At 72.9% G+C, this 24,541-nt stretch carries 27 protein-coding genes; 16 read left to right on the top strand and 11 right to left on the bottom strand.

Annotated elements, in window-relative coordinates; translation table 11 throughout:
- Positions 1–133: 133 nt before the first annotated feature.
- The 4 genes from ABD993_RS22155 to mug are packed head-to-tail and all read left to right on the top strand — an operon-like array spanning position 134 to position 3,287.
- Positions 134–1,111, top strand: coding sequence for a LacI family DNA-binding transcriptional regulator (locus tag ABD993_RS22155; protein ID WP_345421936.1), 978 nt, complete (start codon positions 134–136; stop codon positions 1,109–1,111).
- Between the two features lie 35 nt (positions 1,112–1,146).
- Positions 1,147–2,211 (top strand): ATP-dependent DNA ligase, encoded by a 1,065-nt coding sequence (locus tag ABD993_RS22150; protein ID WP_345421670.1) that lies wholly within the window; start codon positions 1,147–1,149, stop codon positions 2,209–2,211.
- 37 nt (positions 2,212–2,248) lie between these two features.
- Entirely contained in the window at positions 2,249–2,695 is a 447-nt protein-coding gene (locus tag ABD993_RS22145; protein WP_345421668.1) for a MarR family transcriptional regulator, read from the top strand.
- 37 nt (positions 2,696–2,732) lie between these two features.
- On the top strand, positions 2,733–3,287 hold the full coding sequence (gene mug / locus ABD993_RS22140; RefSeq protein ID WP_345421665.1) for a G/U mismatch-specific DNA glycosylase: 555 nt from the start codon (positions 2,733–2,735) through the stop codon (positions 3,285–3,287).
- 112 nt (positions 3,288–3,399) lie between these two features.
- Here the strand turns inward: mug and ligD are convergent, their stop codons facing one another.
- Positions 3,400–4,353, bottom strand: coding sequence for a non-homologous end-joining DNA ligase (ligD, locus tag ABD993_RS22135; RefSeq protein WP_345421662.1), 954 nt, complete (start codon positions 4,351–4,353; stop codon positions 3,400–3,402).
- 7 nt (positions 4,354–4,360) lie between these two features.
- Complete coding sequence (locus ABD993_RS22130) at positions 4,361–4,606, bottom strand: DUF2631 domain-containing protein (RefSeq protein ID WP_345421659.1); 246 nt, start codon at positions 4,604–4,606, stop codon at positions 4,361–4,363.
- Positions 4,607–4,677: 71 nt separating this feature from the next.
- Here ABD993_RS22130 and dxr point away from each other — a divergent pair, with 71 nt between their 5' ends.
- The 5 genes from dxr to ABD993_RS22105 all read left to right on the top strand — a co-directional run bounded on the left by dxr (position 4,678) and on the right by ABD993_RS22105 (position 9,823).
- Positions 4,678–5,838 (top strand): 1-deoxy-D-xylulose-5-phosphate reductoisomerase, encoded by a 1,161-nt coding sequence (gene dxr, locus ABD993_RS22125; protein ID WP_345421656.1) that lies wholly within the window; start codon positions 4,678–4,680, stop codon positions 5,836–5,838.
- Positions 5,835–7,127, top strand: coding sequence for a M50 family metallopeptidase (locus ABD993_RS22120; protein WP_345421653.1), 1,293 nt, complete (start codon positions 5,835–5,837; stop codon positions 7,125–7,127). Before dxr ends, ABD993_RS22120 begins: the two co-directional genes overlap by 4 nt.
- A 13-nt stretch (positions 7,128–7,140) precedes the next feature.
- Positions 7,141–7,623 (top strand): phosphatase domain-containing protein, encoded by a 483-nt coding sequence (locus tag ABD993_RS22115; protein WP_345421650.1) that lies wholly within the window; start codon positions 7,141–7,143, stop codon positions 7,621–7,623.
- 176 nt (positions 7,624–7,799) lie between these two features.
- Positions 7,800–8,924, top strand: coding sequence for a flavodoxin-dependent (E)-4-hydroxy-3-methylbut-2-enyl-diphosphate synthase (gene ispG / locus ABD993_RS22110; protein WP_345421933.1), 1,125 nt, complete (start codon positions 7,800–7,802; stop codon positions 8,922–8,924).
- A gap of 65 nt (positions 8,925–8,989) precedes the next feature.
- Entirely contained in the window at positions 8,990–9,823 is an 834-nt protein-coding gene (locus tag ABD993_RS22105) for a GNAT family N-acetyltransferase (RefSeq protein WP_345421647.1), read from the top strand.
- Positions 9,824–9,848: 25 nt separating this feature from the next.
- On the opposite strand, the gene ABD993_RS22100 is transcribed toward ABD993_RS22105, so the two are convergent.
- Positions 9,849–10,493, bottom strand: coding sequence for a TetR/AcrR family transcriptional regulator (locus ABD993_RS22100; RefSeq protein ID WP_345421645.1), 645 nt, complete (start codon positions 10,491–10,493; stop codon positions 9,849–9,851).
- 54 nt (positions 10,494–10,547) lie between these two features.
- Between ABD993_RS22100 and ABD993_RS22095 the strand changes: the two genes are divergently transcribed.
- The 6 genes from ABD993_RS22095 to ABD993_RS22070 all read left to right on the top strand — a co-directional run bounded on the left by ABD993_RS22095 (position 10,548) and on the right by ABD993_RS22070 (position 15,526).
- Positions 10,548–10,847, top strand: a complete 300-nt coding sequence (locus ABD993_RS22095; RefSeq protein ID WP_345421642.1) for a hypothetical protein — start codon at positions 10,548–10,550, stop codon at positions 10,845–10,847.
- 160 nt (positions 10,848–11,007) lie between these two features.
- Positions 11,008–12,822, top strand: a complete 1,815-nt coding sequence (locus tag ABD993_RS22090) for a penicillin-binding transpeptidase domain-containing protein (protein ID WP_345421639.1) — start codon at positions 11,008–11,010, stop codon at positions 12,820–12,822.
- 120 nt (positions 12,823–12,942) lie between these two features.
- Positions 12,943–13,326 carry a DUF3054 domain-containing protein gene (locus tag ABD993_RS22085; protein ID WP_345421636.1) on the top strand — a complete coding sequence of 128 codons (384 nt, stop codon included), beginning with the start codon at positions 12,943–12,945 and terminating at the stop codon, positions 13,324–13,326.
- Between the two features lie 4 nt (positions 13,327–13,330).
- On the top strand, positions 13,331–14,182 hold the full coding sequence (gene map / locus ABD993_RS22080) for a type I methionyl aminopeptidase (protein ID WP_345421633.1): 852 nt from the start codon (positions 13,331–13,333) through the stop codon (positions 14,180–14,182).
- A gap of 165 nt (positions 14,183–14,347) precedes the next feature.
- Positions 14,348–14,893, top strand: coding sequence for a TIGR03086 family metal-binding protein (locus tag ABD993_RS22075; protein ID WP_345421630.1), 546 nt, complete (start codon positions 14,348–14,350; stop codon positions 14,891–14,893).
- Positions 14,894–14,962: 69 nt separating this feature from the next.
- Positions 14,963–15,526: a pyridoxamine 5'-phosphate oxidase family protein gene (locus ABD993_RS22070; protein WP_345421627.1), complete on the top strand. Its 564-nt coding sequence runs from the start codon at positions 14,963–14,965 to the stop codon at positions 15,524–15,526.
- Positions 15,527–15,946: 420 nt separating this feature from the next.
- On the opposite strand, the gene ABD993_RS22065 is transcribed toward ABD993_RS22070, so the two are convergent.
- The 7 genes from ABD993_RS22065 to ABD993_RS22035 are packed head-to-tail and all read right to left on the bottom strand — an operon-like array spanning position 15,947 to position 22,539.
- Positions 15,947–16,411 (bottom strand): peroxiredoxin, encoded by a 465-nt coding sequence (locus ABD993_RS22065; protein ID WP_345421624.1) that lies wholly within the window; start codon positions 16,409–16,411, stop codon positions 15,947–15,949.
- Positions 16,408–17,226 carry a DUF1295 domain-containing protein gene (locus tag ABD993_RS22060; RefSeq protein ID WP_345421622.1) on the bottom strand — a complete coding sequence of 273 codons (819 nt, stop codon included), beginning with the start codon at positions 17,224–17,226 and terminating at the stop codon, positions 16,408–16,410. The genes ABD993_RS22065 and ABD993_RS22060 overlap by 4 nt, the downstream gene beginning before the upstream one ends.
- A gap of 5 nt (positions 17,227–17,231) precedes the next feature.
- Positions 17,232–18,605 carry a class I SAM-dependent methyltransferase gene (locus ABD993_RS22055; RefSeq protein WP_345421619.1) on the bottom strand — a complete coding sequence of 458 codons (1,374 nt, stop codon included), beginning with the start codon at positions 18,603–18,605 and terminating at the stop codon, positions 17,232–17,234.
- Complete coding sequence (locus tag ABD993_RS22050; RefSeq protein ID WP_345421616.1) at positions 18,605–19,867, bottom strand: class I SAM-dependent methyltransferase; 1,263 nt, start codon at positions 19,865–19,867, stop codon at positions 18,605–18,607. The genes ABD993_RS22055 and ABD993_RS22050 overlap by 1 nt, the downstream gene beginning before the upstream one ends.
- Positions 19,868–20,608 (bottom strand): DUF1365 domain-containing protein, encoded by a 741-nt coding sequence (locus tag ABD993_RS22045; protein ID WP_345421613.1) that lies wholly within the window; start codon positions 20,606–20,608, stop codon positions 19,868–19,870.
- Complete coding sequence (locus ABD993_RS22040; protein ID WP_345421611.1) at positions 20,605–21,858, bottom strand: NAD(P)/FAD-dependent oxidoreductase; 1,254 nt, start codon at positions 21,856–21,858, stop codon at positions 20,605–20,607. The genes ABD993_RS22045 and ABD993_RS22040 overlap by 4 nt, the downstream gene beginning before the upstream one ends.
- The gene (locus ABD993_RS22035; RefSeq protein ID WP_345421608.1) at positions 21,859–22,539 is read right to left on the bottom strand and encodes an alpha/beta hydrolase; all 681 of its coding nucleotides are present in this window, start codon (positions 22,537–22,539) and stop codon (positions 21,859–21,861) included.
- Positions 22,540–22,714: 175 nt separating this feature from the next.
- On the opposite strand from ABD993_RS22035, the gene ABD993_RS22030 reads away from it, so the two are divergent.
- Positions 22,715–23,512 carry a lysophospholipid acyltransferase family protein gene (locus ABD993_RS22030; protein WP_345421605.1) on the top strand — a complete coding sequence of 266 codons (798 nt, stop codon included), beginning with the start codon at positions 22,715–22,717 and terminating at the stop codon, positions 23,510–23,512.
- Between the two features lie 24 nt (positions 23,513–23,536).
- Here the strand turns inward: ABD993_RS22030 and ABD993_RS22025 are convergent, their stop codons facing one another.
- Positions 23,537–24,478 (bottom strand): acyl-CoA desaturase, encoded by a 942-nt coding sequence (locus tag ABD993_RS22025; RefSeq protein ID WP_345421602.1) that lies wholly within the window; start codon positions 24,476–24,478, stop codon positions 23,537–23,539.
- Positions 24,479–24,541 lie beyond the last annotated feature (63 nt).

The following is a 24,541-nucleotide window of genomic DNA, read 5'->3' as shown; positions in this document are numbered from 1 at the left end:
TTAAGCGCTTGCGCAACCGCTTAACTCCTGTGGTTTGCTAGTCGTCGGTGACGCAACTCACTCGTCGTGAGTTCGTCCCGGGATCATGACAGCGCGCCGGACATCCGGCAGGACGGAGGCGGCCGTGGCGACGATGGCCGATGTGGCCCGGCTCGCCGGGGTGTCGATCGCCACGGTCTCCCACGTTCTCAACGGCACCCGCACGGTGCGCCCGCAGACCCGGGACCTGGTGCTCGACGCCGTGCGGGCCGCCGACTACACCCCCAACACGGTCGCGCAGGCGCTCGCCACCGCGCGCACCACGACGATCGGCCTCGCGCTGCCCGCCATCTCCAACCCGTTCCTCGGCGAGCTGATCCACGCGATCGAGGCGGAGTCGGCGCGCCGCGGCTACACGCTGCTGCTCGTCGACCCGCACGAGGACCCGGAGTACGAGCACACCGTCGTCCGGCGCCTGCACGCCCGCCGGGTGGACGGCGTCCTGTTCGCCCCGTCGGCCGAACCCGGTGCGGCGCTGAGCTTCCTGACCGCCCAGGGGATTCCGACGGTGCTGGTCGACCGGCTGATCGACGAGCGGATGGACCAGGTCGGCAGCGAGAACATCGAGGCCGTCGCCGGACTCGTCGCGCACGTGGCCGGGGCCGGTCACCGCCGCATCGCGCTGGTCGCCGGGCAGCCCGGGCTGCAGACGACCGTCGAGCGCGTCGCCGGGTACCGGCTCGGCCTGGCGCGGGCGGGCCTGTCCGACGAGCTGCTCGTCGACGGGCGCTCGGCCGAGGAGCCCGCGCGGGTCGCCGTGCACGCCCTGCTCGCCCGGGAGCACCCGCCCACCGCGGTGATCACCGCGAACAACTCGATGACCATCGGGGCGATGCAGGCCCTGCGCGAGGCCGGGGTGAGCGTGCCGGGCGACATGGCCCTCGCCTGCTTCGACGACTTCCCCTGGGCGGACCTGTTCGCCCCGCGGCTCACGGTCGTCGCGCAGCCGTTCGCCGAGATCGGCCGGGAGGCGGTGCGGTTGCTCCTGCGCCGCATGGCCGAGCCGGACGCGCCGCCCCGGACGGTCCGTCTCCCCCCGCGGTTCGTGCACCGCGACTCCTGCGGCTGCTGAGGCCGACCCTTGCCACGCCGGGCAGACTGTCCCGCGTGGACCTGCCCGTGATGCCGCCCGTCAAGCCGATGCTGGCCAAGCCGGTGAAGGACATCCCCGCCGGACAGCTGTACGAGCCCAAGTGGGACGGCTTCCGCTCGATCGTCTTCCGGGACGGTGCCGAGGTCGAGATCGGCAGCCGCAACGAGAAGCCGATGACCCGGTACTTCCCCGAGGTCGTCGAGGCGGTGCGGGCGAACTTCCCCGAGCGCGCGGTGATCGACGGCGAGGTGATCGTCGCGGACGTCGAGGGCAACGCACTGGACTTCGAGGCCCTCCAGCAGCGCATCCACCCGGCCGCGTCCCGGGTCACGCTGCTGTCCGAGCAGACGCCCGCCAGCTTCGTCGCGTTCGACCTGCTCGCGCTGGGGGACGAGGACCTGACCGGTGAGCCGTTCGAGGTCCGGCGGGCGCGGCTGGAGGAGGCGTTGGCCGAGGCGAAGGCGCCGATCCACATCACCCCGCTCACCCGGGACGTCGCCGAGGCGCGGCGCTGGTTCGAGCAGTTCGAGGGCGCGGGGCTGGACGGTCTGATCGCCAAGCGGGCCGACCAGACCTACCAGCCGGACAAGCGCGTGATGACCAAGATCAAGCACGAGCGGACCTGCGACTGCGTGGTCGCCGGGTACCGGGTGCACAAGTCCGGGCCGGACACGATCGGCTCGTTGCTGCTCGGGCTGTACGACGAGCGCGGGGTGCTCGCGTCCGTCGGCGTCATCGGGGCGTTCCCCATGGCCCGGCGCAAGGAGCTGTTCACCGAGCTCCAGCCGCTGGTCACCGAGTTCGAGGGGCATCCGTGGAACTGGGGCGCTCACATGGAGGGGGAGCGGACCCCGCGCAAGAATGAGGGCAGCCGCTGGAACAACGGCAAGGACCTGTCGTTCACGCCGCTGCGGCCCGAGCGGGTCGTCGAGGTGCGCTACGACTACATGGAGGGGGCGCGGTTCCGGCACACCGCGCAGTTCGTCCGCTGGCGCCCCGACCGCACCCCCGAGTCGTGCACCTACGACCAGCTCGAGCGCCCCGTGAGCTTCGACCTCGCGGACGTGCTGGGCGTCTGACCTGGTAGGACGGGCGCGGTTGGGGCATCCTGATCTCGTGGACCCCGCTCCCGCCCACGTACACGGGCCGAACTGCGACCATTCGGCGGACAAGCCGATCGGGTGGTGGCTCAGACGCGTGGACGGGCTGATCGAGTCGTCCATGGACCGGGTCCTGGCGGACGAGGGGATCGGGCGGCGGCACTGGCAGGCGCTCAACGCGATCGCGGGTGGGGCGGACACCGCGGCGGCACTGGACGCCGCGCTCGCCCCCTTCGCGGGCTCCGGCCCGGCGGCTCGGCTGGTGCTGGACCAGCTGCTGGCCCGGCACTGGGTGCAGCAGGCGGCGGGGCGGATCACGGTGACGCCCACCGGTTCCGCCGCGCGCGGAAGGCTGGTCGTGGCGATCCGGGACTACCGCGCGCGGATCACCGAGGGCGTGTCCGAGGCGGACTACCGCACCACCGTGGAGACGCTGCAGCGGATCGCCCGCAACCTGACCTGAGCGCGCGCGGTGATCGTCGCGGGGGGATGATGCGCGCGTGGCCCTGCCGACCGCCGCCGAGCTGGAGGCGGCCCGCGCGCGCCTGCTGCCGGACGTCCTGCCCGGGCCGGCCGACCCGCCGTTGCGCCTGCTGTTCTGCGGGATCAACCCCGGTCTCGTCTCCGCCGCGACCGGGCACCACTTCGCCCGGCCCGGCAACCGGTTCTGGCCGGTGCTGCACGAGGCCGGGTTCACGCCCCGGCTGCTGCTGCCCGCCGAGCAGGGCGAGCTCCCGAGGTGGGGGATGGGGATCACCAACATGGCGGCCCGGCCGACCGCCCGCGCGGACGAGCTGACCGACGCCGAGCTCGTCGAGGGCGGTCGCATCCTGCACGACCTGGTCGAGCGGTACGTGCCCCTCTGGCTCGCGGTCGTCGGGATGGGGGCGTACCGGACGGCCTTCGGGGACCGGGCCGCGATCGTCGGGGCGCAGGAGCCCACCATCGGCCCCACGCGGATCTGGGTGCTCCCGAACCCCAGCGGGCTCAACGCCCACTACCCGAAACAGCGGCTCGTCGAGGAGTTCGCCCGGCTCCGCGCCGCGGCCCTCTGACGCGGGCCCACCCGATCCAGCCTCCTGGAGATCAGCAGACCCTCGCGCAGGATGTCGGGCTGCAGAACCCCGTTGATCTCCACCGGGCTCGGTCAGGAGACCCTCGGGCAGGTCAGACCTCGTCGAGGTCCGGGATCTCCGCGCCGGTGTCCGCGGCGTCCCGCTCCGCCCACCCCAGCAGCGGAGCGATGTCGAAGACCGAGTCGTCGATCTCCGCGTGCAGGTCCCCCAGCTCGGCGAACCGCGCGGGCATGGTCGCGATCGTGAAGTCTCCGGGCTCGGCGGAGTCGATCTCGTCCCAGGCCAGGGGCGCCGACACCCGCCCCTCCGGGGTGCCGCGCACGGAGTAGGCGCAGGCGATGGTGTGGTCGCGGGCGTTCTGGTTGTAGTCCACGAAGATCGAATTCGGGTCGCGGTCCTTGCGCCACCAGTTCAGGTCCACCAGCGCGCAGCGCCGTCCGACCTCCACCGCGAACGCGTGCGCAGCGCGTCGCACCTCACCGAACCCGTGGGTGGGCGGGATCCGCACGTACACGTGCAGCCCCTTGCCGCCGGACGTCTTCGGGTAGCCCACCGCCCCCAGCTCGTCGAGCACCTCCCGCACGACCCCCGCCACCCGGCGGACGTCCGCGTACGTCGCGTCCGGCATGGGGTCCAGGTCGATCCGCCACTCGTCCGGCGACTCCGTGTCCGCCGCACGCGAGTTCCACGGATGGAACTCCACCGTGGACATCTGCACGGCCCAGACCACGTCCGCGAGGTGCGCGACGGCCAGCTCGTCCGCGTGCCGGTGGTAGCGGGGGAAGTGCACCCGCACGGTCGGGACCCAGTCCGGAGCCCCGCGCGGCAGCCGCTTCTGGTGCACCTTGTCCCCGTCGGTGCCCTTGGGGAAGCGGTGCAGCATGCACGGCCGGTCCCGCAGCGCCCGGACGATCCCGTCCCCGACGGCCATGTAGTAGTGCGCGAGGTCCAGCTTGGTCTCCCCGCGCGCGGAGAAGTAGACGCGATCGGGGCTGGAGAGGCGGACCGTGCGGTCCCCGACCTCCAGCTCGACGGCGTCCGCCATCAGGCGCTCAGCGTCGCCAGTCGTTCCGCTTGCGCAGGTTGCCCCACACCACGGCGGCCAGGATCCCGACGGCGGGGACCACGGCGAAGAGGATCTCGGTCCAGCTGACGTGGTGGCCGATGAGCACGACGGGCAGCAGGATCGCGACGATGACGCCCGCGATCGACGTGGCCTTCGGGAACTCCCCGTGCCAGCCCCACTCGGCCGACGGCTCGTCCGCGGGATCGACCTTCGCCAGCTCGCGGCCTGCCATGCGTTCCTCCTGAAGACGTGAAACCCGGGGCTCATCCTCGCACAACACCGAGACGAGGATGATGGGGCGTGATGAACGAGTTCTCTCCGCGGTCGGTGCTGGTCCTGGGCTCGACCGGCTCCATCGGCACCCAGGCGTTGGACGTCGTCGAGCACGCGTCCGGGCGCTTCGTCGTGGCCGGGCTCGCCGCGGGCGGCGGCGACGTCGCGCTGCTCGCCGCCCAGGTCAGGGCCACCGGCGTGCGCCGGGTCGCCGTCGCGGACGGGGGCGCCGCCGCCCGCCTGCGCGCGGAGGTGTCGGGCGTCGAGGTGCTCGACGGGCCGGGCGCGGCGGCCGAGCTGGTCGCCACCACCCCCGCGGACGTCGTGCTGAACGGGATCACCGGATCGCGTGGTCTCGGCCCGACGCTGGCGGCGCTGGAGTCCGGCGCCACGCTGGCGCTGGCCAACAAGGAGTCCCTGGTCGCGGGCGGCCCGCTCGTCACGAAGGCGGCGAAGGCGGACCAGATCGTCCCGGTCGACTCCGAGCACTCGGCGCTGGCCCAGTGCCTCCGGTCGGGCACCCGGGACGAGGTCGCCCGGCTGGTGCTCACCGCGTCCGGCGGGCCCTTCCGCGGCAGACCGCGCACCGACCTGGAGCACGTCTCGGTCGCCGACGCGCTCAAGCACCCGACCTGGGACATGGGCCCGGTCGTCACGATCAACTCGGCCACGCTGGTCAACAAGGGCCTGGAGCTGATCGAGGCTCACCTGCTGTTCGCGGTGCCCTACGACCGGATCGACGTCGTCGTGCACCCGCAGTCCATCGTGCACTCCATGGTCACCTTCGCCGACGGCGCCACGATCGCCCAGGCCAGCCCACCGGACATGCGGCTGCCGATCGCCCTGGCGCTGGGCTGGCCGGAGCGGGTGCCCGGCGCGGCCCCGCAGTGCACCTGGGACACGGCGCAGAGCTGGACCTTCGAGCCGCTGGACCACGAGGCGTTCCCCGGCGTGCGGCTGGCCCGGTACGCGGGGGAGACCGGGGGCTGTCTGCCCGCGGTGTTCAACGCGGCCAACGAGGAGCTCGTGGCGGGGTTCGTCGCGGGCCGCATCGGCTACACCGCCATCACCGACGAGCTGGAGCGCGTCCTGCAGGCCGCCGACGGCTGGTCGGCGGACCCCGCTACCGTGGCCGACGTCCTGGCCGCGGAGCAGTGGGCGCGCGCCCATGCACAGGAGCGAATCGCATGACTGTCGTCTGGACGATCGTCGGGATCGTCGTGTTCTTCCTCGGCATCCTGTTCTCGGTCGCCTGGCACGAGCTCGGCCACTTCGCCACGGCGAAGTGGTTCGGGATCAAGGTGCCCGAGTTCTTCGTCGGCTTCGGGAGGACGATCTGGTCACGCCGGGTCGGCGAGACCGAGTTCGGGTTCAAGGCGATCCCGCTCGGCGGCTACATCCGGATGATCGGCATGCTCCCGCCCGCCCGCGGCGAGCTGTACGGCCGCAGCAGGCGCACCGGCCCGTTCCAGGGCCTGATCGACGACGCCCGGCAGGCCTCGGCGATGGACGTCGGACCGGAGGACGCGGAGCGGCAGTTCTACACGCGGCGGCCGTGGAAGCGGATCATCGTGATGGCCGCGGGCCCGGTCATGAACCTGATCCTCGCGGTCGTGCTGTTCGCCATCGTGCTCATGGGCTTCGGCCGGCTCACGGCCACGTCCACGGTCAGCTCGGTCAGCCAGTGCGTGCTCCCGGCCACCGCCGCGCGCACGGACGTCTGTCCGCCCGGCGCCCCGCTGACCCCCGCCGCGGCGGCCGGGTTCCAGCCGGGGGACCGGATCGTCTCGTTCGACGGGCGGACCTACGACACGTGGGCGGACATGCAGCGGGCCATCCGCGCGGCGACCGGCACCGTGTCCGTCGTCGTGGACCGGGGCGGGCAGCAGGTCACCCTGACCCCCACGCTGATCACCACCGAGCTGCCCTCGCTGGACGACCAGAACACGACCGTGCAGGCCTCCTTCCTGGGCCTCTCCCCGCTGCAGGAGGTGCAGCGGCAGGGGATCGGCGCCGTCGGCAGCACGATGGTGGACATCGTGGGCCAGGTCGGGCAGAAGCTCGTCGAGATGCCGCAGCGCGTGCCGAACCTGTTCGGCGCGGTGTTCCTCGGCCAGGAGCGGGACCAGGACTCGCCCGTCGGGATCGTCGGGGCCTCGCGGATCGGCGGCGAGATCCTCGCCTCGGACGCCCCGCCCGGCCAGGAGATCTCCGCGTTCCTGATGCTGCTGGCGCTGGTCAACATCTCGCTGTTCCTGTTCAACCTGCTGCCCATCCCGCCGCTGGACGGCGGGCAGATCTTCCCGGCGATCTGGGAGGCGATCCGGCGGCGGTTCGCGGCGCTGCGCGGGCGGCCGGACCCCGGCCCGGTGGATGCGGCGAAGCTGATGCCGGTGGCCATGACCGTCGCGCTGATCTTCATCGGGTGGAGTGCGCTGGTGTTCGTGGCGGACGTCATCAACCCCGTGAAACTCGGTTAGCCATACTGTCGAGGTGCTCTCCCGCTCCCTGGCCGTCTTCGACATCGACGGTGTCCTGGCGGACGTCACGCACCGACTGCACCACCTGCGCGCCCGTCCGCAGCGGTGGGAGCGGTTCTTCGCGGCCGCGGACGTGGACCCGCTGCTGGAGGAGGGCGCGAACCGGCTGCGCAAGGCGCAGGTGGACCACGACGTCGTCTACCTCACCGGCCGCCCCGAGCGGAACCGGCGGCTGACCGAGCGCTGGCTCGCCCGGCACGACCTGCCGACCGGCCCGCTGCACATGCGAGACGACTACGACTACCGGCCCGCGCGCGAGATGAAGCGCGAGGTGCTCCGGTGGCTGGCCGAGGAGCACGAGATCGCGTCGGTGCTGGACGACGATCCCGCCGTCTTCCGCGTCCTGGAGGCGGACGGCTGGCCGATCGAGCTGGCGACCTGGCTCCCGCACTCCTCCACGCTGCAGGACGCGCAGGAGAACAAGGGCCGCACGTGATCGCGGCCGCTGCGCCCGGGCGCGTCGCCGGAGCCGGTCGTGACTCCGGCGGTGGAGTGCACCCCAGCCCGCGGCGGTCCGGGCGCCGGAGCTGAACGCCGGGTGAACCGTCTCGGGTCACACGGATCTCCGGCGCGAACAGGCGCATACTGGGGGTCGTGAGCGTCTCCCTGGGAATGCCGTCCGCACCCGCCCCGACCCTGGCCCCGCGCCGGCAGACGCGGCAGCTGCAGGTCGGTGCCGTCGGCGTGGGCAGTGACCACCCGATCTCGGTGCAGTCGATGACCACCACCCTGACCTCGGACGTCAACTCCACGCTCCAGCAGATCGCCGAGCTGACCGCGGCGGGCTGCGACATCGTGCGCGTGGCGTGCCCGAGCCAGGACGACGCGGACGCGCTGCCCGCGATCGCGCGCAAGTCGCAGATCCCCGTCATCGCGGACATCCACTTCCAGCCGAAGTACGTGTTCGCGGCGATCGAGGCGGGCTGCGCGGCGGTGCGGGTCAACCCCGGCAACATCCGCAAGTTCGACGACCAGGTCAAGGAGATCGCGAAGGCCGCGAAGGACCACGGCACCCCGATCCGGATCGGCGTCAACGCGGGGTCGCTGGACAAGCGGCTGCTGCAGAAGTACGGCAAGGCCACGCCCGAGGCGCTCGCGGAGTCCGCGATGTGGGAGGCGAGCCTGTTCGCCGAGCACGACTTCCACGACATCAAGATCTCGGTCAAGCACAACGACCCGGTCGTCATGGTCCGCGCCTACGAGCTGCTGGCCGCGCAGTGCGACTACCCGCTGCACCTCGGAGTGACCGAGGCCGGGCCCGCGTTCCAGGGCACCATCAAGTCCGCCGTCGCGTTCGGGGCGCTGCTGTCGCAGGGGATCGGGGACACCATCCGGGTCTCGCTGTCCGCCCCGCCGGTCGAGGAGATCAAGGTCGGGCGGCAGATCCTGGAGTCGCTCAACCTCAAGCCGCGCAGGCTCGAGATCGTCTCCTGCCCCTCGTGCGGGCGCGCCCAGGTGGACGTGTACACCCTTGCCGAGCAGGTCACGGCCGGTCTCACGGGCATGGAGGTGCCGCTGCGCGTCGCCGTCATGGGTTGCGTGGTGAACGGGCCGGGCGAGGCGCGCGAGGCCGACCTCGGGGTCGCGTCGGGCAACGGCAAGGGCCAGATCTTCGTCAAGGGCGAGGTCATCAAGACCGTCCCCGAGCACGCGATCGTCGAGACCCTCATCGAGGAGGCGCTGAAGATCGCCGAGACGATGGAGGAGGCGGGCGAGCCCTCGGTGTCGGTGGGGTGAACGTGCTGCGGGGTTCCGACGAGCCCGGCATAGGCAGCTCGCCGCGGTTGTGGCACCGTAGGGGAGTGCTGAGGGTCGCCGGTGCGCGGTTGCTCGATGATCGGGACCGTGGTGGTGTCCGTGCCGCCCTCGATGCCGATCCCGTCGCGGCGTGCATGGTGGCCGCCCGAGTCGAGGCGGCGGGGCTGGACCCGTGGCGCCTCGGCGGCGAGGTCTGGGCCTCCGGCTCCCGGCTGGAGGGGCTGTGCTTCTCCGGTGCCAACCTCGTCCCGCTGCGCGGCGAGCGGCCCGCGATCCGCGCCTTCGCCGACCGGGCGCGCCGGCACGGGCGCTCGTGCTCGTCGCTGGTCGGGCGGGCCGAGCTGGTGCTGCCGCTGTGGGAGGAGCTCGCCCCGTCGTGGGCGCCCGCCCGCGAGGTGCGCGCCGACCAGCCGCTGATGGTGCTCGCGGGCCCGCCCACGATCGCGCCGGACCCGCTCGTGCGGCCCGTGCGGCTCGAGGAGCTGGACCGCTACCTGCCCGCGGCGATCGCGATGTTCACCGAGGAGGTCGGCGTCGACCCCCGGGCGGGGGACGGCGGCGCCGGCTACCGCGCGCGCGTCGCCGAGCTGATCTCCGCGGGCCGGGCGTTCGCCCGGTTCGAAGACGGCGAGGTCGTGTTCAAGGCCGAGATCGGCGCCATGTCCGCGCGGGTCGGCCAGATCCAGGGCGTGTGGGTCAACCCGTCCCGGCGGGGCCGCGGGCTGGGCGCGATCGGCACCGCCGCGGTCGTCGAGCGGCTCGGGGGGATGGGCCGGATCGCGAGCCTGTACGTCAACGGCTTCAACACCGCGGCCCGCCGCACCTACGACCGCATCGGCTTCACCCAGGTCGCGAGCTTCGCCACCATCCTGTTCTGACCTGTTCCGACCTGTCCCGACCCGATCACCCGAGCAGGGTGCGGCTCCACGTGTCCGCCAGGTGCTCGACGAACCGCTCCGGCGTCCACGCCCGCTCGTGGACCAGCAGCACCCAGTACTCGGCGGCGTTCATGCTCCAGACCACGTCCGCCACGTGCTCGTCGGACAGGTCCGCGCGCAGCTCGCCGGTCGCCCGCAGGTCCGCGGCGAAGCGCAGCATGTTGACCCGCCGCCGCTCCGCGATCTCCCGCCACAGTGCCGCGCAGTCCGGGTCGGTCATCGCCGCGTCCCGCAGGGCCAGGAAGATCGGCGCCAGCCGCTGCTGCAGCGCCCCGATCCCCGCGGCGTAGAGCCGGAGCTTCGCGCGCGCGCCGGACGCCGCCAGCACGCGCTGGACGTAGTCCCGCTGCTCGCCCGGCACCGGCTCGTCCGTGCCGGACAGCGCGGTCTCGACGAGCGCCCGCAGCACCTGCGGCTTGCGCCCGACGCTCGCGTACACGGTGTCCACCGACACCTCCGCCCGGCGCGCGACCTGCGCGACGGTCGTCGCCGCCCACCCCTGCGCCGCCAGCAGCTCGCGGGCCGCCGCCAGGATCGCCGCGCGGGTGTCCGCGGCCTGTCGCGCGCGCCGCGGGGAGTGGTAGCGGCGGGGCTTGACCTCGTCCGTCATCGGCCCTACCTTCATTTCATCCGAAGTGCTTTCGGATCAATCTACCAGGGGGCCATGATGTACGTGTTCGTCCAGGACGTCCCGATCGGCGAGCCCCTCTACCGGCGGATCGTCGAGGAGATCGGCCCGGAGCCCGTCGCGGGCTCGCTGCTGCACCTCTGCGTCCGGCGGGAGGGCGGGCTGCGCTACATCGACGTGTGGGAGTCGAAGGAGGCGTGCGCGCGGGCCTTCGACGAGCGCATCCACCCCGCGGTGGACCGGGCGTTCGGCGGGAACCGGCCGGGCACCGAGCCCACCGTGGAGGTCCTGGACGTGATCGACGCCTCGGGTTCGCTGCTCGCGTCCGCCCCGTGAACTGCACGAACGGCACTCTTGTGCGGTAGGTCCGCACAAGAGTGCCGTTCGTGCGACCAGGGGTGTGCGTTCGTGCGACCAGGGGTGTGCGTTCGTGCCGCGGGGGGTGCTGGGCGCGCCCATACCCGGGGTGCGGGGGGCCGCCCGGCATACTCGGGCGGTGCCCCGACCCGCTCCCCGGATCCCGGCCCTGCTCGCCGCCCTAGCTACCGTGCTGGCCACCGCCGGGTGCGGCCTGTTCGGCGACAGCGGGCCCGAGGACACCGTCACCGCCTACCTCGCCGCCCTGGCCGCGGGGGACGACGCCGGCGCCGCCGCCCGCACGGACACCCCGGACCAGGCCCGGGAGACCCTCGCCGGGGTGCGCACCGCCCTGCGGCCCACCGCGGTCACCGGCGAGGTCGCGCAGGTCCGCACGGCGGGTGAGCGGTCCGCCGCCTCGGTGAACCTCACCTGGGACCTCGGCGAGGACCGCCGCTGGACCTACCTGGTGCCGCTGGACCTGCGCCCGGACGACGCCGCCGACACCGGCTGGGTCATCGACTGGAGCTCCGCCTCGGTGCACCCGGACCTGCAGGCGGGCCAGTCCCTCGCCCTGCGCACCACCAGCCCCGACCCGGCCCCGGTGACCGACCGGGCCGGATCGCCGCTGCTGGCGGCCACCCCCGTCGTCACGATCCTGCTGGACCGCAGGGCCGCCGGGGACCTGGGGGCCGTGGCCGCCGCGCTGGCCCGCTCGCTCGGGCCGATCGACCCGGAGATCACCGCGCAGTCCGTCGCCGCGGGCGCCACCGCCACGCCGGAGGGGCAGGCCTACACCGTCGCCGTGCTGCGGGAGGGCGACTACAACACGATCCGCTCCGCGGTCTACGACCTGCCCGGCGTCCGGTTCACGACCTCCACCCGGCTGCTCGGCCCGGACGCGGGGTTCGCCAGCCAGGTGCTGCCCGCCGTTCGGACCCACGTCGCCGCGCAGGTCAACGGGCGCAACGGCTGGGAGGTCGACGCCGTCGACGCGCTCGGCAATCCCCAGAAGACCCTGACCGAGGTGCCCGTCACCCCCGGGACCACCGTGCAGATCAGTCTGGACCGGCAGATCCAGGCCGCGGCCGAGGACGCCGTGAACGCGCTGCCCAACCAGGTCGCGATCGTCGCCGTGCAGCCCTCCACCGGGGACATCCTGGCCGCGGCGCAGAACGACGCCGCGGACGCCGCAGGCGCCATCTCCTTCACCGGGCGCTACCCGCCCGGCTCGACCTTCAAGATCGTCACGGCCAACGCCGCGCTGCAGGACCTCGGGGTGACGGCCGCGACCCCCGAGCCCTGCCCGGGCACGACCGTGATCGGCGGCCGGATGGTGCCGAACGAGAACGAGTTCGCACTCGGCACGGTGCCGCTGGCCCAGACGTTCGCGCGCTCGTGCAACACCACCTTCGCCACCCTGGCCACACAGCTCGGCGCCGACGCCCTGCCCGCCGCGGGCCTACAGCTCGGCTTCGGCGCGGACTACGCCGTACCCGGCCTGACCACCGTGACCGGTGACGTCCCGCCCGCCGACGATCCGGTGCAGCGCGCGGAGGACGGGTTCGGCCAGGGGCAGGTCGTGGCCACGCCGTTCGGGATGGCGCTGGTGGCGGCGTCGGTGGCGCACGGCGGGCCCGTCGTGCCGCAGCTGATCCGCGGGCAGCGGACCGAGACGACGACCGCCGCCACCGCCCCGGACCCCGCGGCGCTGGAACAGCTGCGCCCGATGATGCGCCAGGTCGTCACCGACGGGACCGCGACGGCGCTGCGCGGCTCCGGGGAGGTGTTCGGCAAGACCGGCACCGCGGAGTTCAGCCAGGGCGGGCGGAACCGGGCGCACGGGTGGTTCGTGGGCTACCGGGGAGACGTCGCCTTCGCGGTGTTGGCGGTCGACGCGGGCTCCTCCAGCCCCGCGGTCGGCATCGCCCAACGCTTCCTCGCCGGCTTCTGAGCCCGCGCCCGTGCCACCCGGGCGGCCACTCGTGTGGCCCGGGAGCCGCTGAGTGACTCCGGGGTCGCACAGGCGTCGGCGTGCGGCCCCGGGTTGTCGCAGCGCGTACGCTCTGGACTCGTGCGCCCTCCCCGGATCGCCAGTCTCGCCCTGGCCGCCGACGCGGTCGCCGTCGTCGTCTTCGCGGCGATCGGCCGCGCGAGCCACGAGGAGGCGGGCGGCATCCTCGGCCTCGTCGGCACGGCCGCGCCCTTCCTCGTGGGCCTGGCCGCGGCATGGGCGACCCCGTGGGTGCGAGCCCAGCCGTCCGGGTTCAAGGCGGGTGCGCTGGTCGTGGTGGGCACCGCGGGCATCGGGCTGGTGCTGCGCGCGGCGTTCACCGGGCGCCTGCCGCTGAGCTTCGCGATCGTGGCGACCGTGAGCCTGGCGGTGTTCCTGCTCGGCTGGCGCGGGGTGTCCGCCCTCACCGCCCACCTCTCGCACCGGCGCACTTCCGTACGCTGAGGGCGTGACCGCAGTTCTCGCCCCCGGTACGCCCACCCCGATCCGCGACGTGCCGGCGCACATCCCGCGCCCGGAGTACGTCGGGAGGAAGGCGCCGACGCCGAGCCGCGACTCGGATGTCCAGACCCCCGAGGTCATCGAGGCCATGCGTGTCGCGAGCCGGATCGCCGCCCGGGCGCTGCAGGCGGGCGGCGAGGCCGTGAAGCCGGGCGTCACCACGGACGAGGTGGACGCCGTCGTCCACGAGTACCTGCTGGACCACGACGCCTACCCGTCGACGCTGGGCTACCGCGGCTTCCCCAAGTCCTGCTGCACCAGCCTCAACGAGGTCATCTGCCACGGCATCCCGGACACCACGGTGATCTCGGACGGCGACATCGTGAACATCGACGTCACCGCGTTCATCGGCGGCGTCCACGGGGACACCAACGCGACCTTCCTCGCGGGCGAGGTGTCCGAGGAGGACCGGCTGCTCGTCGAGCGCACCCACGAGGCGACCATGCGCGCGATCAGGGCGGTCCGGCCCGGCCGCGAGCTCAACGTCGTCGGGCGGGTCATCGAATCCTACGCCAAGCGGTTCGGCTACGGCGTGGTCCGCGACTTCACCGGGCACGGCATCGGCCGCGCCTTCCACAGCGGCCTGGTGGTGCTGCACTACGACCAGCCGGACGTGCACACCGTCCTCGAGCCCGGGATGACCTTCACCATCGAGCCCATGATCACCCTGGGCACGATCGACTACGACATCTGGCCGGACGGCTGGACCGTGGTGACCAAGGACCGCAAGCGCACCGCGCAGTTCGAGCACACGATCCTGGTCACCGACTCGGGCGCCGAGATCCTCACCCTGCCCTGAGGGGCGGGGAGACCCGACCTCGCGGGTCAGTCCATCAGCTCCCGCGCGCAGGCGAGATCAGCACTGGTGCTGATCGGCGTGGAGTACTCCCGCCCACCCCCGCGGACCTGATGTTCTGTCGGATTTCTCCAAGGCGCCGCGGCACGGGCCCGCCAGAATGGGGCGATGAGCGACATCGCAGAGCGCTACGCCCGGCACGCCGACGCCTTCGCCGCGACGATCGCGGCCGTCCCGGAGGACCGGTGGTCCGCGCCGTCGCCGTGCAGCGAGTGGACGGCACGCCAGGTCGTCGACCACGTCGTCGAGGTGCACGGGATGTTCCTCGGCATGGTCGGCAGGCCGCCGGAGCCGGGCCCGACGGATCCCGCCGGGGCGTTCGCGCACGTCAGGTCACTCGTGCAGGCGGACCTGGAGGACCCGGAGCGGGCGAAGGCCACCTACGACGGCATGTTCGGCACCCAGACCTTCGAGTGGTCGGTCGACGGGTTCGTCACCCAGGACCTCGTGCTGCACCGCTGGGACCTGGGCACCGCCGCGGGCCTGGACATCGAGATCCCGCCGGACGAGATCGCCCGGATCGCCGGGTTCGTCGAGCAGATGCCCGCCGAGGCGCGGGCGTCCGGAAAGGTGTTCGGCCCGGCCCTCGAGCCGCCCGCGGACGCGGATGCACAGACCCGCCTCCTGGCCGCGATCGGGCGCCGGGCCTGGTGACTCCCGGGCGGCCCGAGTGCCCCTCGGCGACTCTTGGGCCGCCCGAGTGTCACGCCTACGCTCGATAGCATGAGCAAGGTCTACGACGGCGTCTCGGGGAAGCTCGGCAGGTGGCTCGAGGAGCAGCCGGTGTTCTTCGTCGCCACCGCACCGCTGGCCGCCGACGGGCTGGTGAACCTCTCCCCGAAGGGCACACGCGGCACGTTCCGGGTGGTCGACGAGCACACGGTCGCCTATCTCGACCTCACCGGCAGCGGCATCGAGACCGTCGCGCACCTGCGGGAGAACGGCCGGATCTGCGTGATGTTCTGTGCCTTCGACGGCAGGCCGACCATCGTCCGCCTGCACGGCACCGGCTCGGTGCTGGCGCTCGGCGAGCCGGGGTTCGACGAGGCGCTGGCCGCCTTCGGCGAGCCCGGCACCTCGCGCAGGCACGGCGCCCGCTCGGTGATCACGGTCGCGCTGGACCGGGTGTCGGACTCGTGCGGGTTCGCGGTGCCGCGCATGGACCTCCGCGAGGAGCGGGACGTCCTGGATCTCGCGCTGGCGAAGAAGTCTCCCGAGGTCATGGCCACCTACCACCGGGAGCGCAACGGCACGAGCCTCGACGGCCTCCCGGGACTGCGGGGGTAGCGCCCGACGAGCATCACGACCCGCGCGACGTCCCGTGCGAGGAAGAGGTCTCCGTGAGCCGGGTGCCCGTAGCCGCCGTCCCCGACGGCTGCCGCTCCCCGACGGCTGCCGCTCCCCGGCGGGGACGGGCTCCAGCTCGTAGCGCCACACCGCCCGTGCCCAGTGACACCACGCGATCCGCCGGTCCGGCTCGAACTCCACCACGCGGTCGGTGATCCGGTACGGCAGCGTGATCCTCATCTGCGCGCCGGAGGTGTCCCCGAGGGCGAGCCGCCGGGGCCCGGAGACCGCGGACCGCACGGTGCCGGAGCCGTCGAACTCGTGGTGTCGGTGCGGGTTCGCGAGCAGCGCGAACACCTCCGCCGGGGGGAGCGGTGACGACCGCGGAGGCCCTCAGCCGCCCGTCGGCGATGGCGGCCCTCATGCCGCGGCGTGCCTCTTCACGGCCTCGAGGGCCTGGTCGGCGTGCTGGTCGAACTTGGACTCGCCGGCGAACTCCGCGACGATCCGGCGGTCCTGCCCGATCACGTACGTCCGACGACGGGTGTGCAGCCCGCCCGGCAGCCAGGCCCGATAGGCGCCGAACTCCTTGGACACCGCGTGGTCGGGGTCCGAGAGCAGGGGATACCCGAGCGAGTGCGCGGAGGAGAACACGCTCTGCTTGGTCACGTTGTCCGAGCTGATCCCGACCGGCTGCGCGCCCACCGCGGCGAACTCGCCCGCGAGGTCGCGGAAGTGGCAGGCCTCCTGCGTGCAGCCGCCCGAGCTCGCCATCGGGTAGAAGAACAGCACCACGGGACCGGACCCCAGCAGGGTCGAGAGCTTCCGCGGGGTGCGGGTCTCGTCCTCGAGCTCGAAGTCGCTGACTTCCGTGCCGACCTTCATGCGTCGACCTCCTTCTTCGGGGGGAGCGGGAGGAACCCGCTGGTGCGCTTGACGTACTCGGCGTAGCCGGGGCGGCGCTCGCCGATGGTGCTCTCCAGCAGCTTCGCGCCGGTGCCCTCGGCCAGGTTGACGGTGATCGCGAGCGCCCCGGCCAGCCCGATCAGGCCCGCCGGATGGTGCAGGGCGAGGAGGGCCAGGCCCCACCAGACGCAGGCGTCGCCGAAGTAGTTCGGATGGCGGGTGTACCGCCACAGGCCGCGGTCCATGACCCGGCCCTTGTTCGCCGGGTCGGCCTTGAACGCGGACAGCTGGGCGTCCCCGACCGACTCGAAGAACATGCCGACGGCCCACACCAGCACGCCGAGCACGGTGATCACCGTGGACCAGACGCCCGAGGCCGAGCCGTACTGCCCCACCTGCACCGGCAGGGACACGAACCACATCACCACGCCCTGGGTGAGGTAGACCTTGCGAAAGGCGTACAGCCAGGGGTTGCCGCGGGCCCGGATCATCAGCTCCACGTACCGCTGGTCCTCGGGCTGCCCGTGGTTGCGGCGCCCGATGTGAATGGCCAGCCGGGCGCCCCAGACCACCGTGAGCGCGGTGATCAGCCACTGCCGCCAGGCGTCCCCCGACCCCTGCGCGGCGACCAGCGTGACGATCGCGATCACGCCGAACCCGCTGCCCCACACCACGTCGATGCCGTCATGGCGCTTGCGGACGAAGGCCACCGCGAGCGCGCCGAGCATCACGACCAGCACCGCGACCGCGGTGATCCAGAGGTTGGTGGCGAAGGCACCCCAGGGGAAGCTCACGCCGATCAGTCTCCGACAGCGGGCACGGACTCGCGAGCCGGGTCCACAGTGTCCTCGGCGGGCACGTCGGGCCGCAGCCGGTCCAGCGCGGGATCCGCGCCCAGGGTGGCCGCGCGGCTGCGCGGGAGCCCGGACCGGCCGTCCTCCGAGGGCCGGACGAGCAGCATCTGGTGCACGCCCATCCGGTTCTCCTCGAAGGCCAGCGCCGCCCCCGCGAGGTAGAGCAGCCAGACCCGGTACTGCTCCTCACCGATCAGTGAGATCGCCTCGGACTTGTTGTCCTGCAACGTGTCCAGCCACGGCCGCACCGTCCAGACGTAGTGCTCGCGCAGCGAGTGCACGTCCACCACCTCCAGGCCCGCGGCCTCCAGGAGGTTCAGTGTGTCCCCGAGCGGGCGCATGTACATGTCCGGCGCCACGTAGGACTCCATGAACGCCCCGCCGCCGGGTGCGGTGTTCTCGCCGGAGGCCCCGCGCGACATCTGCTGCAGCAGCAGCCGCCCGTGGGGGACGAGCAGCTTCTGCAGCTGTCCGGCGTAGACGGGGTAGTTGTCCTGGCCGACGTGCTCGCCCATCTCGATGGAGCTGATCGCGTCGAACGGCTCGTCCGGGATCTCGCGGTAGTCCTGCAGGCGGATCTCGACCCGGTCCTCCAGGCCGAGCTCGCGGACCCGGCGCAGGCCCAGGGCGCGCTGCTCGGCCGAGAGCGTGACCCCGACCGCGTCCACGCCGTAGTGCTGCGCGGCGTGGATCAGCAGCGACGCCCAGCCGCAGCCGACGTCCAGCAGCCGCATGCCGGGCTCGAGGTCCAGCTTGCGGCAGATCAGGTCCAGCTTGTCCCGCTGCGCGTCGACCAGCCCGTAGTCCGCCGACGCCTCCTGGGTCCAGTACCCGCAGGAGTAGGCCATCCGCGGGTCCAGCAGGAACTCGTAGAACTCGTTGGACAGGTCGTAGTGGTGCGCGATCGCCTGCCGGTCCCGGCGGCGGGTGTGCAGCCCTCCGGACAGCCGGGCCTCCGACGCGGGCGGGCGCGGCCGCGGCCCGATGGCGCCGAGCGCGGCGGCGGTGCGCAGCGCGGACAGCTTCTGGCGCCGGTCCAGCGACACGGGCGAGGACCGGCCGAGCTTCCAGAAGCGGGAGAGCCCGTCCGCGATGTCGCCCTCGAACCCCAGGTCGCCCGCGACGAAGGCGCGGGCCAGCCCGAGCTCGCCCGGGTTCCACAGGAGCCTGCGCAGCACCCGTCGGTTGTGGACGAGCACGGTCGGTCCGGGGCCCGAGGGCCCGGCGACGGACCCGTCCCAGGCTTGGATCCGGACGGGCAGCGCGGCGCCGAGCACGCCTTCGAGCAACGCGGCGAGACGGGGTGCGGCGGGGGCCATCAGTGGTTCTCCCTGGTGAGCGCGAGCTGGAAGACGTCGAGGTAGCCGACCCGGAAGCCGGCCTCGCAGTAACCGAGGTAGAACTCCCACATCCGGCGGAAGGTCTCGTCGAACCCCAGCGCCGAGACCTCCGCCCAGCGCTCCTGGAAGCGCCGGTTCCAGTGGTTGAGCGTGCGGGCGTAGTCCTGACCGAGCGAGCGGCGCTCGGCGATCCGCAGGGTGGCGTGGTCGGCGAGGCTGCGCTCGATCGACTCGACGCTCGGGATCAGTCCGCCGGGGAAGACGTACTTGTGGATCCAGGTGTAGTCGTTCTTGGCCACCCGCATCCGGTCGTCCGGCATGGTGATGGCCTGCAGGCCCACCCTGCCGCCGGGCTTGAGCAGCCGGTCCAGGGCCTCGAAGTAGGTGGGCCAGTACCTCTCGCCCACGGCCTCGATCATCTCCACGGACACGACGGCGTCGTAGGAGCCCTGCGCCTCGCGGTAGTCCCGCAGCAGCACCTGGACCTGGTCCGCCACACCGGCCTCGGCGATCCGCCGCTCGGCCAGTGAGGCCTGTTCGGCGGAGATGGTCAGCGTGGTCACCCGCGCGCCGCGCTGCGCGGCCCGGATGGCGAGCCCGCCCCAGCCGGTCCCGATCTCGAGGACGTGCTGCCCGGCGGTCACCCCGGCCATGTCCAGGATGCCGTCGATCTTGCGCTCCTGGGCCTCGACGAGGTCGTCGGAGCCGGGGGCGAACCACGCCGCGGAGTAGGACATGGTGTCGTCGAGGAAGATCTGGAAGAGGTCGTTGGACAGGTCGTAGTGGCGGTGGATGTTCTCCCGCGCCCCCTCGACCGTGTTCATCTCCTCCGTGGGCTGCCGGGCCTCCACCCACCGCCGCGCCAGGCGCTGCAGCGAGGGCGGGATCAGCGTCGACAGCGTGGCCGCGAAGGGCGTGAGCAGGCCGGGGAGGTCGTCGGTGGTCCAGTCGCCGACCATGTAGGCCTCGCCGAACCCGATCTTCGAGTCGTTGCCGAGGCGGCGGAAGAAGGCGTCCGGCCGGACGATCCGCATCGTGGGACCCCCGAGCCCGAGCACCTCCTCACCCAGCTCGACGCGCACCGGGAGGGACCGCACCGCGCGCCGGAACAGGCCCTCGGCGATCCGGCCCTTGACCCGGGTGTGCGGCACCGCGGCCAGGCCGGGCCACACGCCCTCGCTCGGGCGCGGGATCACCCGGCTCGCGGTGTGCTCGTGCGGAATCGGCTGCTGGACGGTCACTCAGACCCCCTCCTGCGGGTGGTGCTGTGGGCGCGGCACGACCGGCAGCCGCCGAAGCCACAGCCGGATGCCGTGGAGACGGATGAGTGCCGAGGTCCGCTGGGTGACGAACGGGCGGCGCAGCAGCATCCCGGCGAGCGCCCGCGGGGTCGCCTCCCGGCGGGTGCCGGTGAGGGTGGCGGTGAACGCGGTGGTGCCGCCGCGCTCCAGCGCGATGGCCAGCGCGAGGCGGTCGGTGGGTTCGGGCAGGGACATGCGGTAGCCGCCGTCGACGGTGAAGAACGGCGAGACGTAGAAGTCCTTCTCCAGCTCGGCCCGCTCGGACCGCAGCAGGTAGCAGTGCCGCTCGCCGTAGGTGTTGTGCACCTCCGCGACGACGCACGCCAGCTCGCCGGTGTCCCGGTGGCACCAGAAGACCGACAGCGGGTTGAACACGTACCCGGCCACGCGGGCGTTGGCCAGCATCAGGATCCGGCCGCCGCGCAGGTCGACGCCCTGCGTGGCCAGGTACGCGTCCACGTTCTCGCGGATCGAGCGGTCCGGGTCGCCGAGGTGGTCCCGTGCCGCGAAGCGGCCGAACACCCCGGCCCAGCGGGGCAGGGCGTCCAGGTCGACGAGCCAGAGGTAGGTCCGGTGCGCGAAGCCGTAGTCCAGCGCCTCCCGACGGCGGTGGCGCACCTCGGCGTCGAACAGCTGTGCGCGGGACGTGGTGCTCTGCCGTGACTCGCCGCGCACGGTCACCACGCGGACCCCAGGGACTCGGCGGCCTTCACTCCGGACAGGCAGCCGTCCTCGTGGAAGCCCCAGCCGTGGTAGGCCCCGGCGAAGGCCGTGACCCCGGTGTTGAGCCCGGGCAGCGCCCGCTGCGCGGCCACCGACGCGGGGGTGTAGATCGGGTGCTCGTAGGACATCCGGGCGATCACCCGGTCCTCGGCGAGGTACCCGGCGCCGTTGAGCGTGACGACGTACGGCCCGCCGTCCAGGTGCTGCAACCGGTTCATGTCGTAGCTGACCAGCACCTCCTGCTCGCTCGCGCAGCCCGGCTTGAGGTAGTTCCAGCTGGCCCTGGCACCCGTGGCGCGGGGGAGGAGCGAGTCGTCCCCGTGCAGCCGGGTCTCGTTGCGGGAGTAGGCGAAGGCGCCGAGGGTCGCGCGCTCGGCGTCGGTGGGATCGGCCAGCAGGCGCAGGGCCTGGTCGGGGTGGGTCGCGACGACGACCCTGTCGAACCGCTCGCCGTCGACCTCGACGCCGGTCGCCCCGCGGACGACGGAGCGGACCGGGGTGCCGGTGCGCACCACAGGGAGCTCCTTGGCGATCCGCTCCACATAGGACCGTGATCCGCCCACGACCGTGCGCCACTGCGGCGAGCCGCCGATCGCGAGCATCCCGTGGTGGTCGAGGAAGGTGAACAGGTACCGCGCCGGGTACTCCAGCGACAGCGCCGCGCCCGCGGACCACACACAGGACACGACCGGGATCATGAAGTGGTCCACGAAGTACTGCGAGTAGCCCCCGATGGCCAGGAACGCGCCCAGGGTGACGTCCCCGGCGCGGGGGACCCCGCCGCGGGTCGGCTCCGCACGCTCCGCCTCCGCCAGCACCCGTCGGGCGTGGCGGTGGAAGCGGACGACCTCGGCGAGCATCCGCAGGTAGCGGGGGTTGCGGGCGTTCGCGGCGGTGGGGAACAGGCCACCGAACCTGCGGCCGCCCGCGTACTCCAGGCCGCAGCCCTCGCACCGCACGCTCATCGACATGTCCGAGTCCTGGGTGGCCACGCCGAGCTCGGCGAACAGCCGCAGCAGGTTCGGGTACGTCCGGTCGTTGTGGACGATGAACCCGGAGTCCACGAAGGTGCCGGCGAGATCGTGGGTGTGGGCGTGCCCGCCGAGCCGGTCGTCCGCCTCGAACAGGGTGACGTCGTGCGTGCGGCGCAGCAGGTAGGCGGCCGTCAGGCCGGACACCCCGCTCCCGATCACGGCGACACTGGTCATCTAGACACTCCCCAGGGGAACCTCGAGGCCGCCCGGGATGGGCTGCCGCATGGCGTTCGTGATCGCCGGGTCCTCCGGTTCGAAGCCGAGCTCGCCGAGCACGAACCGGCGGACGAGGTCGTGCCACGTCGCGGCGTGCCGGAGCATCGCGTGCCCGTCCCCGTGCACGTCGAAGCGCGCGACCCGGTCGGTGACGGCCTTGGCCCGCACGGCGTAGGCGAGGGACTGGCGCGGATCGGTCATCCGCTCCCGGTCCCCGTGGGCGATGAGCACGCTGCGCCCGGCCAGCTGCGCGACGGGATCGCTGCCGTCGAGCCAGGGGGCGAGCGCGGCGACCGCCTTGACCTGCGGGGCACCGGCGGAGTGCAGCACAGCCCGACCTCCCATGGAGTGCCCGACGAGCACGGTCGGCAGCTCGGCGGTCAGTAGCGCGGAGACGTCCCGGGCGGCGTCGCGGGCGGACCCGTTCCAGCCGCGGTGGCGGTAGCGGACCATCGCCACGGCGAGGCCGTCGGTCAGCGCGAGGAGCTGGGCGAAGGGCAGCATCCGCCAGTACGTGAGGCGACGACGCTCGCCGGACTCGGTGGACTGCGAACGGCCGCCGTGCGCCACGACGACGAGCGCGCGGAGCTGTGCGGGTGCTCGACCCACCGGTTCGAGTCGGGGCAGGCTCTGCGCCACGGACCACCTCACTCCTCGTCGCGGACTCTCCGTAGAACCTCCGATCCGCAGGCCGCCCGCGGATGGTGAGCTGTCCGTCATGTCACACCGACGGGATCATCGCGCCACCCGCCGTACTCCGCTCGTCGATCGTGGGCGAGGATCGGGGGTGACGTCCGACCGTTGGAGGAGCGCCGTGCCCACACCCGACCTTCCCCCGGCGCTCGGTGCGCGGCAGAAGCTGCTGCTCACCCTGCGCCGCAGGCGGCGCACCTCCGGCTTCTGGTTCGGCCTGGCCATCGAGCTGATCTGGCCGATCGTGATGGCCTTCACGAAGATCGGCTGGCGGGGCGGCGAGCACATCCCCCCGACCGGCGGCCTGCTCATCGCGGCGAACCACGTGTCGTCCGCGGACCCGATCTTCGACACGGCCTTCGTCACCTCGCACCGGCGAATGCCCCGCTACCTGGCCAAGTCGGAGCTGTGGAACGTGCCGATCGTGCGGTCCGTGCTGGGCAAGGGGGGACACATCCCCGTCTACCGGGAGTCCGCGAAGGCCATGGACGCCTTCCGCGGCGCCGTCGAGGCCCTGGAGCGCGGCGAGGTGGTGGTCTTCTACCCGGAGGCCACGTACACCGCCGATCCCGCGGGCTGGCCGATGAAGGCGAAGAACGGCATCGGGCGGATCGCGGTGCAGTCCGGCGTGCCGGTCATCCCCCTGGCGAACTGGGGCACCCAGGACTTCCTCTCACCGAAGGGCAGGATCGGCCTGTTCAAGCGGGTCAGCGTGGTGGCGGGACCGCCCATCGACCTCTCGGAGTTCGTCGGCAAGCCGCGCACCCGCAGCAACCTCGACGCCGCCACCGCCGCCATCATGGTCGCGGTGACGGACCTGGTCGCGGACCTGCGCGGCGAGACACCGCCCGCGGTCCCCTTCGACCCCGCCGCCCGGCCCGCCCTCCCGGAGGGCCCGCCGGAGCCGCTGGCGGGCTGATACTCGCCCGCAGGACCGCCGGGGTCATTCCCCGGCCAGGCGCTCCAGGCGCTCCAGGCGCTTGGTGGTGGGCCACCGGACCCGCGTCGCCCAGCCCAGCTTCTCGAAGACGCGGATGGTGACCGCGGAGAGGTCGATCTGGCCCTTCCCGACGCCGTGCCGCGCGCAGGTGGGGTCGGCGTGGTGGAGGTTGTGCCAGGACTCGCCCGCGGACAGGACGGCCAGCCACCAGACGTTGGCCGAGCGGTCGCGGGCGGCGAAGGGGCGCTCGCCCCACATGTGGCAGATCGAGTTGATCGACCACGTGACGTGGTGCAGCAGCGCCACCCGGACGAGCCCCGCCCAGAACAGCGCGGTCAGCGCCCCCCACCAGGACCAGGTGACCAGCCCGCCGACCAGCGCCGGGAGGAGCAGGGTCAACGCGCTCCACAGCCCGAACAGCGAGTCGACGCGGCGGAGGTCGGCGTCCGCGAGGAGGTCCGGGGTGAAGCGTTCTTCGTTGGTGAGGTCGCGGTCGAACAGCCAGCCGGTGTGCGAGTGCCAGAAACCCCTGGCCAGCGCCCTCGTGCCCGTGCCGAACAGCCAGGGCGAGTGCGGGTCGCCCGCCTTGTCGGAGAAGGCGTGGTGGCGGCGGTGGTCGGCGACCCACTTGATCACCGGACCCTGCATGGCCAGGCTGCCCGCGACCGCCAGCGCGATCTTCAGCCCGCGGGCGGCCTTGAACGAGCCGTGGGTGAAGTACCGGTGGTAGCCGACGGTGATCCCGAGGCAGCTGACCGCGTAGAACACCGCGCCGACCGCGACGTCCGCCCAGCCGAGGAAGCCGACGGTCACGGCCAGCGGGATCGCGGCCAGCAGGGCCGCGAGCGGCACGAACACGAAGACGTACACGCCGAGCTGCTGGGGGAGCCCGCGGGTTCCGGCGAGGACGGGCTTGGCGCCCGGGCGGTCGGCGGCCAGGGTCATGCGGGTCCACCTCGCGGGTCGGTCGGCGGGTCCACCCTCACGTTCGTCCGGCGGGCCCGCGGC

It is taken from the genome of Pseudonocardia xishanensis (genome assembly GCF_039541715.1).
Taxonomy (GTDB): Bacteria; Actinomycetota; Actinomycetes; order Mycobacteriales; family Pseudonocardiaceae; genus Pseudonocardia; species Pseudonocardia xishanensis.
This window is presented reverse-complemented; position numbering and strand designations above follow the sequence as displayed.